An 8,513-nucleotide genomic window follows, 5' to 3' on the forward strand; every position below is an offset into this window, starting at 1 on the left:
GCAGTAGCAGTGTCGGTGAAGCAGCAGCAACAAATAGAAGCCGCAGACAATATGAGTTTCGATCAGTACATCCAAGACTATTTTGCTGAAGTTCCTGCATGTCAATAACTGCCGCTGACCGCTTAAATGAATAAAAAAGCGGCTGCCGGGTGGCAGCCGCTAAAAGGAGAATCCAGGGGAAAAACAAAACGTGGTTTGCATCCTTGCACCCTGTTAGAATCAGCCTGATGAAGAAAGTTCAATTTAGCCAGAAAAATATTAAAAATTCAGTGGCCCTAATCTTAGCCGCTACGCTTACCGGCTGCAGCACACCACCGCCGCAGAATACGTCTGATGTTTGCGAGATTTTTCGTGAAAATCGTTCCTGGTATAAAGCGGCCAATGCCGCCAGCGAAAAGTGGGGCATGCCCATCGCATTGCCGATGAGTATTATGTATCAGGAAAGCAGTTTTAAGCATAATGCCCGCCCACCGATGCGCTGGTTTATCGGTTTTATTCCATATGGCCGGGGCAGCTCAGCTTATGGCTATTCACAGGCGAAGACAGTAACCTGGGATGAATATGTTAAAGAAGCCGATCGGTTTTGGGCCAGCCGCGACGATTTTGCCGATGCTATCGATTTTATGGGTTGGTATATTGATAAAACGTACCGGCTGAATAAAGTATCAAAATGGGATGGGTACAATCAGTATCTGAATTATCATGAGGGCTGGGGCGGATACCGGCGCAAAACTTACAAAAATAAGGCCTGGCTGTTAAACGTAGCACGCCGGGTTGACGACCGGGCAAAAATATATAGCGCCCAACTGAAAAAATGTGAGAAAGAATTACAGCGCGGCTGGTTACGGCGGCTGTTATTTGGTTAGCCGCGCCGCCATAGTAATATGATTATTTCAGACCTCGTCTTCGGTTAGTGTGCCGTTTTTTTGGTAGCTGATTTTTTCGGATTAATTAACAATCTGACGGTTTTGATCATATTATCCTGTACATCAACAATTTCCAGCGGATAACCAGAGAGCTTAACACTTAGGCGGCCCTGTGGTATTTCTTCCAGATATTCCAGAATCAGCCCGTTCAATGTTTTAGGCCCGTCGGTCGGAAAGTTCATCTTCATTTCCCGGTTTAAGTCCCGTAAGTTGATGCTGCCATCAATTAGGAAGGTACCATCAGGTTGAGCCAGAATATCCTCGTTGGTGTCTTCGGCTATGTCGGTAGTGAACTCACCTACCACCTCTTCCAGAATGTCAGCCAGCGTAACTAAACCCTGAATATCGCCATATTCATCTACCACTAAACCAATGCGATCCTTAGCCCCCTGAAACTTTAGTAGCTGGGTATTAAGCGGTGTGCCTTCGGGAATAAAATAGATTTCACTGGCAGCACGCAGCAGCGATGCCTTAGTGAGTTGCTCCTTGATTAACAGCCGCATCAGTTCGCGCGGATGAACAAAACCAATCGCATCGTCGATATTATCTCTGTATAGCAAAATACGGCTGTACTGAAAATTCGCCAGTTGCCGCTCTATGTCTTTCCACTCGTCGTTAATATCGATACCGACAATTTCGTTACGCGGGATCATAATATCTTCAACGGTGGCATTTTCCAGGTCCAGTACGCCCACCAGCATATTCTGATGCTGTTCCGGGATAAGCGCACCGGCTTCATAAACCACCGTTCGCAGTTCCTCGGCGCTTAAACTGTTACCCTGATGCTTCTCGGGGCTGACACCCAGCAGGTTAAGCAGGCCATTGGTGATTTTATTCAGAGCCCAGACAAAAGGATAAAAGATTTTCAGCAAAACGGACAAAATTGCTGATGTTGGCAGTGCCACTTTTTCAGGATGCAGCGCGGCAAGGGTTTTGGGGGTGACTTCAGCAAAAATTAAAATGATCACGGTCAGTACAATCGGGGCAATAGCAACCCCGTAATCGCCATACAATCTTACCCCGATAATCGTCGCCACCGTAGAGGCAAAAATATTAACCAGATTGTTACCTATCAGAATAAGACCAATCAGGCGGTCAGGGCGTTTTAATAAGCGACTGACCCGCAGTGCAGCTTTATTTTTAGCATTAGTCAGGTGTTTAAGGCGGTAGGGGTTAACAGACATCATGCCTGTTTCAGAGCCTGAAAAGTAAGCGGAAAGCACAATAAGCACGCCTAAAATTATAAACAGCGTACTGGTCGATATGTCGTCCAAGAGCTAAATACCTTTATTACCAAACATCAGTTTGCATCTTAACAGCAGTTCAGCGCTGGGCGCTATTAAAAACCGTCAATTTAACCCAGCCGGTCAATTATCACCTCTTTGACAAAGCGGCTGCCAAAATATGCCAGCGTCAGCAAGCTGGTGCCAATCACGGTTAAGGTAATCGCAGTTCTGCCGCGCCAGCCCTTGCGGGCGTGGCCCCAGCACAGACTAACAAAAACCAGAAAAGCTGCTGCGCTTAGTACGGTTTTGTGCAGGTTAGCTTTGCCCAGCCAGTTTTCAATAAAAATCACGCCAATAGCTAATGCCAGTCCCAGCAGCACTGTGCCGGCCATTAATAGCCGAAACTGAATCGCTTCTGCCTGCATTAACGGCGGCAGGTATTGGCTTACCGGGGTAAAGTCTTTTTGCTTAAGCTTGCTGCTGATGTAGCTGACCTGAAATGAATACAGGGTTGCCATGGTCAGTACCACATAGGCCAGAAATGCCAGGGTAATATGCACCAGTAAGCTGATATTTTGTTCAAAATGCTGGATTTGTAAATCCTGCGGGATTAATAAGGTAGCAAGCTGCATTAATGCAGCAAAACCGTAAACCACCGGCAGCAGTAAAACGGTGGGCGTGCGAAGTGCTGTTATCGTGACCGCCATGGTAACCAGCCAGCAAACCAGTGAACTGACATTAATTAAACTGAAGTTCTGACCTGCCGGGGTAAACAAGGTTTGAGTCAGGGCCAGCATGTGGAGCACCAGCCCCAGAATGCCGGCACTGAACATTAATTTAAAGTGCGGACCTTTAGGATGAAATAACCGCATCAGTACTGAGCCTGTTGCCAGTAAATAAGCCGCTAATGCGAAGAAAGAAAGCAGTCCGCTCATTATTAACAATCCTGTTATTCAGTTAGTTAGCTATTGTATGGTAACTGTGTACTTATGCCCAGTAGTTATAGCTGGAAGTCTGTTCTGACAACTTTAGCACGTGATAAGCGGCTGACGTAACACTCTGGCTGCGTTATAATCGGCGCAATAGTGAAATACGGGTAATAAAAATGTTTGAGAACCTGTCTGATCGGTTAAGCAGAACCTTAAAGAATATCAGTGGCCGTGGCCGGCTGACTGAAGACAATATCAAAGATACTTTACGTGAAGTACGGATGGCTTTGCTTGAGGCTGATGTGGCCTTGCCAGTAGTACGGGATTTTGTCGCCAATGTAAAAGAGCGCTCTGTTGGCCTTGAGGTCAGCAAAAGCCTGACACCCGGTCAGGAGTTTCTGAAAATTGTCCGCAAAGCGCTGGAAGAAGCGATGGGTGATGCCAATGAAGAGTTGGCACTGAATACTCAGCCGCCGGCGGTAGTGCTGATGGCTGGCTTGCAGGGGGCGGGTAAAACCACCTCAGTGGCAAAGCTGGCTAAATTCTTAAAAGAGCGGAAAAAGAAAAAGGTACTGGTGGTATCGGCCGATATTTACCGGCCGGCGGCAATAAAGCAGCTACAAACCCTGGCAGCCGATGTTGGCGTGGAGTTCTTCCCCAGTGACTTAAGTCAGCAGCCGGTGGCAATTGTCAATGCGGCTATTGCCCATGCCCGTACCCGGATGTTTGATGTGTTGCTGGTCGATACTGCTGGCCGTTTGCATGTCGACGAAGACATGATGACAGAAATTAAATCGCTGCATGCTGCTGTTAAGCCTATTGAGACACTGTTTGTAGTCGATGCAATGACCGGCCAGGATGCCGCTAATACCGCGAAAGCTTTTAATGAAGCGCTGCCATTAACCGGGGTTATTTTAACTAAGGTCGATGGTGACGCCCGTGGCGGTGCTGCTTTATCTATTCGTCATATTACCGGTAAGCCGATTAAGTTTTTGGGCACTGGTGAGAAAACCGATGGCCTGGAGCCCTTTCACCCTGACCGCATAGCATCGCGTATTCTGGGTATGGGCGATGTGCTGAGTTTAATCGAAGATCTGGAACAGAAAGTCGATAAAGACAAAGCGGCGAAAATGGCGCAGAAGATGATGAAAGGCAAAGGCTTTTCATTAGAAGACTTTCGCGACCAGCTGGTACAAATGCGTGGCATGGGTGGCATGATGTCGTTAATGGATAAACTGCCAGGCATGAAAAACCTACCGGCTGGTGCTGCCAGTCAGCTTGATGAAAAGCAGTTTGTCCGGATGGAAGCGATTATTAACTCAATGACCCCGAAAGAGCGCAATTACCCGGATTTAATTAAAGGCTCAAGGAAAAAACGGATCGCCGCCGGTTCCGGCTGTCAGGTACAGGACATCAACAAGTTGCTGAAGCAGTTTATGCAGATGCAGAAAATGATGAAGCAGATGTCGGGCAAAGGCGGCTTAATGAAAATGATGCGCGGCATGGGAGGCAAACTGCCCCCTGGTATGTTACCGCCGCGCTGAACCAGCTGACGGAGGCGCTGCAACGCCTGAAATGGCTTGCATTTGCAGCAAAAATCCGTACAATGCAGCAGCCCTTCAGTCTGACTGGGGGCTTTATTATTTTTTAAAACCTGAACGATTATTTTTAGAGGACGGTATGGTAACTATTCGTTTACAACGTGGTGGCGCGAAAAAGCGTCCATTTTACCAAGTTGTGGTAGCGGACAGCCGTTTTGCTCGTGACGGCCGCTTTATTGAGCGCGTGGGTTTCTTCAACCCAATCGCTGGCGGTACTGAAGAGAAACTGCGTCTGGACCTGGAACGTGTTGAGCACTGGGTAGCACAAGGTGCTGCATTAAGTGACCGCGTTGCAAACCTGGTAAAAACCGCTAAGAAAGCAGCTGCTTAATTAGCAATCTGGTGTGGAGTATTACTCTTGAGTAACAAAGACGACAAAGATTTGGTTGTCCTTGGTAAGTTCGGTGCCGTTTACGGCATTAATGGCTGGCTTAAGGTAAATGCTTACACCGACATCCCGGAAGGGATATTTGACTATACACCCTGGCAGATTAAATTGCAGGGTAACTGGCTACCGGTGCAGGTTGCAAGCTGGAAGCGCCATAGTAATGGCCTGATAGCAAAACTGGATGGCATCAATGACCGTGACCTGGCCCAGCGTTACGTCAACGCTGAAATAGCGGTAACGTCGCAGGCGCTGCCTTCATTAGAAGATGGCGATTACTACTGGAAAGATCTGATGGGTCTGGCCGTGGTAAACGAAGCGGGTTATCACTTAGGTGAAGTATCGGACATGATGGAAACCGGCTCTAACGATGTTATTGTCGTGAAAGCCAACCGGACAGATGCATTTGGTAAGAAAGAGCGTTTGTTGCCGTTTTTAACCGATACAGTGGTAAAAAGCGTCGACCTGGCTGAAAAGCGGATTATTGTTGACTGGGATCCGGCGTTTTAATGCAGGAAAACACTAAACTCTGGCTTGGCGTTGTAACGTTATTTCCGGAGATGTTTGATGCAATTACGCAATATGGGGTCACCGGCCGTGCAGTAAAGCAGGGCATTATGCAGTTACAATGCTGGAACCCGCGGGATTTTACCACGGATAAGCATCGTACTGTTGATGACCGGCCTTATGGTGGTGGTCCGGGCATGTTAATGATGGTTCAGCCTCTGACCGAAGCAATTCGGGCGGCAAAACAGGCCGCAGGGGGCAAGGTGCACACCATCTACTTATCGCCGCAAGGCCGTAAGTTAGATCAAAAAGGTGTGGCTGAGCTGGCCGCGCACGATAAGCTACTGTTAGTAGCTGGCCGTTACGAAGGCATTGATGAGCGCGTAATTGAAAACGAAATTGACGAAGAATGGTCAGTGGGTGATTACGTGTTAAGTGGGGGCGAGTTGCCGGCGATGACACTGATTGATGCAGTGTCCCGCTTAGTACCAGGTGTACTGGGGCACGACTTATCCGCAGCGCAGGATTCATTTTCTGATGGCTTGCTGGATTGTCCGCATTATACCCGGCCAGAGGTGTTAGCCAATAAACAGGTGCCGTCAGTATTGCTGAGCGGTAACCACGAAGAAATCAGACGCTGGCGTTTGAAACAGGCCCTGGGAAGGACCTGGTTAAGACGGCCAGATATATTAAAACCCCTGGCTCTGACTAAGGAGCAACGCAAATTACTGGCTGAGTTTCAACAGGAACACCAGGCGTTGCAGCAGCAAGATAGTTAATTCCAGGTAAAGTGAGATTGTTATGAGCAAAGTTAGCCAAAACATTATCAAGCAACTTGAAGATGAACAGTTAAAACAAGACGTTCCAGCGTTCGCGCCGGGCGACACTGTTGTGGTTCAGGTTAAAGTTAAAGAAGGCGACAAAAGCCGTTTGCAGGCATATGAAGGCGTAGTTATTGCTAAGCGTAATCGTGGTCTGCATTCAGCCTTCACCGTCCGTAAAATTTCTAACGGCGAAGGTGTTGAGCGTGTATTCCAGACGCACAGCCCGTTAATTGACAGCATTACTGTTAAGCGCCGTGGTGCGGTTCGCCGTGCTAAGCTTTACTACTTACGCGATCGTTCAGGTAAATCAGCGCGTATCCGCGAAAAGCTTAACTAAGCAACCTGTAAAGGCCGGCATTTGCCGGCCTTTTTCTTATGACCTTTTGCTTATGATAAGTGCTCAGGCTCCACTAACTGAACCGGTATTACAGCTGTTAAAAAACCAACTGGCCAGCCTGATCCAATCAGGTATTGCGGACAGTTGTGATAACACCCTGACCGAGCAGTACCTGATGTCCCGTCTCGGCCTGAAATTGAGCTCCGATACCGAACTTAGCCCGGATCTGCAACGTTTTCAGCAGCACTTTGTGTTGTATCATTTGTTATATCGGTTGCAAACAGAATGGCTTACCAGTGGTGAGGGTTTTCTGAGCATTGGGCTGGCAAAGGTATGCTGGTATCAAGCCGCATCAGCGGGGAGTAGTGAACTGGCCGCGCATAGTGACAACGCCAGCCGGCGCGACTACTACATGGACTGGCAAAACTTCTATGTTATGAGTGAGCAATTGCTGGATGATTATCTGCAGCGATTCTGGCAGTTTTACCATCGCAATGCAGTGGAGAAATCTACACTCAACATGGCACAGGCTGAAGCGTTGTTGCAACTGTCGGCCGGTTATAATCTGACTCAGCTGAAAAAAGCCTATCGCAGTCAGGCACTGCAAGCCCATCCGGATCGCACTGCCGGCAATGCTGCTGATTTTATTAAAATTCGCCAGGCCTACCTATTGTTACTGCGCCAGTTCTGATACCCACCTCATTTCGTATTAATTGCTCTACGCCATTTATCAAGGCGAAAATAACCCGCTAATTGCGTATTTATTGGTCTTCACCGGGTTGACGCTGCCAGTCAAGATCTTTAGTATGCCAAAATTGTATTTAAATAATTACGTGCTGTATATTTAAGTTTACATCAAAGCGTCAGACCAGTTGTGCCGTCGTTTTTATCTATGCTTAAACATCAGCACCTCAGCCAGCAAGTGGAGTTAGCATGAGCCAGATTGTCGATGATTTAAGAATAGTGGCAACCAAGCCACTGAGCCCGCCCGCGGTAATGAAAAAAGTGTTGCCTTTGTCGGAGCAGGGGGCTGATTTTGTGGCCCGGGCCCGCGCTGATATTGCTAACATTGTTCATGGCCGCGATAAGCGTTTACTGGTCGTTACCGGCCCCTGTTCTATTCATGATCCGGTGGCAGCCATTGAATATGCCACTAAGTTAAAAGCGTTGCAGCAGCAATATATTGATAGTTTATATATTGTGATGCGGGTTTATTTTGAAAAACCCCGCACTACCGTTGGCTGGAAAGGTTTTATTAATGATCCCCATCTGGATGACTCATTCGATCTGGAAACCGGCCTAACCTGGGGCCGGGAGCTGTTATTAAAAATAGTTGAAATGGAACTGCCAGCGGCAACCGAAGCGCTGGACCCGATTAGCCCGCAATATTTATCTGATCTGATAAGCTGGGCAGCAATAGGGGCTCGTACAGTAGAGTCACAAACCCACCGGGAAATGGCCAGTGGTTTATCCATGCCTGTCGGCTTTAAAAACGGTACTGATGGTAATTTAAATGTGGCGTTAAATGGCTTACAGTCGGCAGCCAGTGGCCACAGCTTTATTGGTATTAATCAGCGAGGCGAAGTCAGTCTGGTGCAAACTGCTGGCAACCCGGATGGCCATATTATTTTGCGCGGCGGCGTTAAACCTAATTATGATGCTGATAGCATTAACGCGGCACTCGCTGAGCTGGATAAGCTGAATTTACCCCATGGCATCGTAGTTGACTGCAGTCACGGCAACTCTAATAAAGATCACAATCGCCAGCCAGCTGTGGC

At 47.9% G+C, this 8,513-nt stretch carries 10 protein-coding genes; 8 read left to right on the forward strand and 2 right to left on the reverse strand.

The annotated features are described in order from the left end of the window. Positions 1–227 precede the first annotated feature (227 nt). The gene (locus R3177_RS10860; RefSeq protein WP_318971049.1) at positions 228–866 is read left to right on the forward strand and encodes a hypothetical protein; all 639 of its coding nucleotides are present in this window, start codon (positions 228–230) and stop codon (positions 864–866) included. Positions 867–910: 44 nt separating this feature from the next. Here R3177_RS10860 and R3177_RS10865 read toward each other — a convergent pair whose 3' ends face one another. Then, positions 911–2,200 carry an HlyC/CorC family transporter gene (locus R3177_RS10865; RefSeq protein WP_318971050.1) on the reverse strand — a complete coding sequence of 430 codons (1,290 nt, stop codon included), beginning with the start codon at positions 2,198–2,200 and terminating at the stop codon, positions 911–913. A gap of 80 nt (positions 2,201–2,280) precedes the next feature. Next, positions 2,281–3,087 carry an inner membrane protein YpjD gene (locus tag R3177_RS10870; protein ID WP_318971051.1) on the reverse strand — a complete coding sequence of 269 codons (807 nt, stop codon included), beginning with the start codon at positions 3,085–3,087 and terminating at the stop codon, positions 2,281–2,283. 170 nt (positions 3,088–3,257) lie between these two features. On the opposite strand from R3177_RS10870, the gene ffh reads away from it, so the two are divergent. From ffh to R3177_RS10905, 7 genes are all read left to right on the forward strand, one after another. Beyond that, positions 3,258–4,625, forward strand: coding sequence for a signal recognition particle protein (ffh, locus tag R3177_RS10875; RefSeq protein WP_318971052.1), 1,368 nt, complete (start codon positions 3,258–3,260; stop codon positions 4,623–4,625). A 136-nt stretch (positions 4,626–4,761) separates the two neighbouring features. Next, a complete protein-coding gene (gene rpsP / locus R3177_RS10880) occupies positions 4,762–5,013 on the forward strand; it encodes a 30S ribosomal protein S16 (protein ID WP_318971057.1) in 252 nt (83 codons plus the stop codon). A gap of 27 nt (positions 5,014–5,040) precedes the next feature. Beyond that, on the forward strand, positions 5,041–5,577 hold the full coding sequence (gene rimM, locus R3177_RS10885; protein WP_318971053.1) for a ribosome maturation factor RimM: 537 nt from the start codon (positions 5,041–5,043) through the stop codon (positions 5,575–5,577). Continuing rightward, on the forward strand, positions 5,577–6,353 hold the full coding sequence (trmD, locus tag R3177_RS10890; protein ID WP_318971054.1) for a tRNA (guanosine(37)-N1)-methyltransferase TrmD: 777 nt from the start codon (positions 5,577–5,579) through the stop codon (positions 6,351–6,353). Before rimM ends, trmD begins: the two co-directional genes overlap by 1 nt. 22 nt (positions 6,354–6,375) lie before the next feature. Beyond that, a complete protein-coding gene (rplS, locus tag R3177_RS10895; protein WP_097110305.1) occupies positions 6,376–6,735 on the forward strand; it encodes a 50S ribosomal protein L19 in 360 nt (119 codons plus the stop codon). Positions 6,736–6,787: 52 nt separating this feature from the next. Further along, the gene (locus R3177_RS10900) at positions 6,788–7,426 is read left to right on the forward strand and encodes a DNA-J related domain-containing protein (protein ID WP_318971055.1); all 639 of its coding nucleotides are present in this window, start codon (positions 6,788–6,790) and stop codon (positions 7,424–7,426) included. Between the two features lie 242 nt (positions 7,427–7,668). Further along, positions 7,669–8,513, forward strand: an 845-nt coding sequence (locus R3177_RS10905; protein ID WP_318971056.1) for a 3-deoxy-7-phosphoheptulonate synthase, incomplete at its 3' end; no start/stop codon positions are given.

This window comes from Arsukibacterium sp. (genome assembly GCF_033722355.1).
Taxonomy (GTDB): domain Bacteria; phylum Pseudomonadota; class Gammaproteobacteria; order Enterobacterales; family Alteromonadaceae; genus Alishewanella.

Bases quoted from the DNA above. Each gene is read 5' to 3' on its own strand.
- ffh (WP_318971052.1), top strand. From the start codon at position 3,258: ATGTTTGAGAACCTGTCTGATCGGTTAAGCAGAACCTTAAAGAATATC.
- R3177_RS10870 (WP_318971051.1), bottom strand. From the start codon at position 3,087: ATGAGCGGACTGCTTTCTTTCTTCGCATTAGCGGCTTATTTACTGGCA.
- rpsP (WP_318971057.1), top strand. From the start codon at position 4,762: ATGGTAACTATTCGTTTACAACGTGGTGGCGCGAAAAAGCGTCCATTT.
- trmD (WP_318971054.1), top strand. From the start codon at position 5,577: ATGCAGGAAAACACTAAACTCTGGCTTGGCGTTGTAACGTTATTTCCG.
- R3177_RS10860 (WP_318971049.1), top strand. From the start codon at position 228: ATGAAGAAAGTTCAATTTAGCCAGAAAAATATTAAAAATTCAGTGGCC.
- R3177_RS10900 (WP_318971055.1), top strand. From the start codon at position 6,788: ATGATAAGTGCTCAGGCTCCACTAACTGAACCGGTATTACAGCTGTTA.
- rplS (WP_097110305.1), top strand. From the start codon at position 6,376: ATGAGCAAAGTTAGCCAAAACATTATCAAGCAACTTGAAGATGAACAG.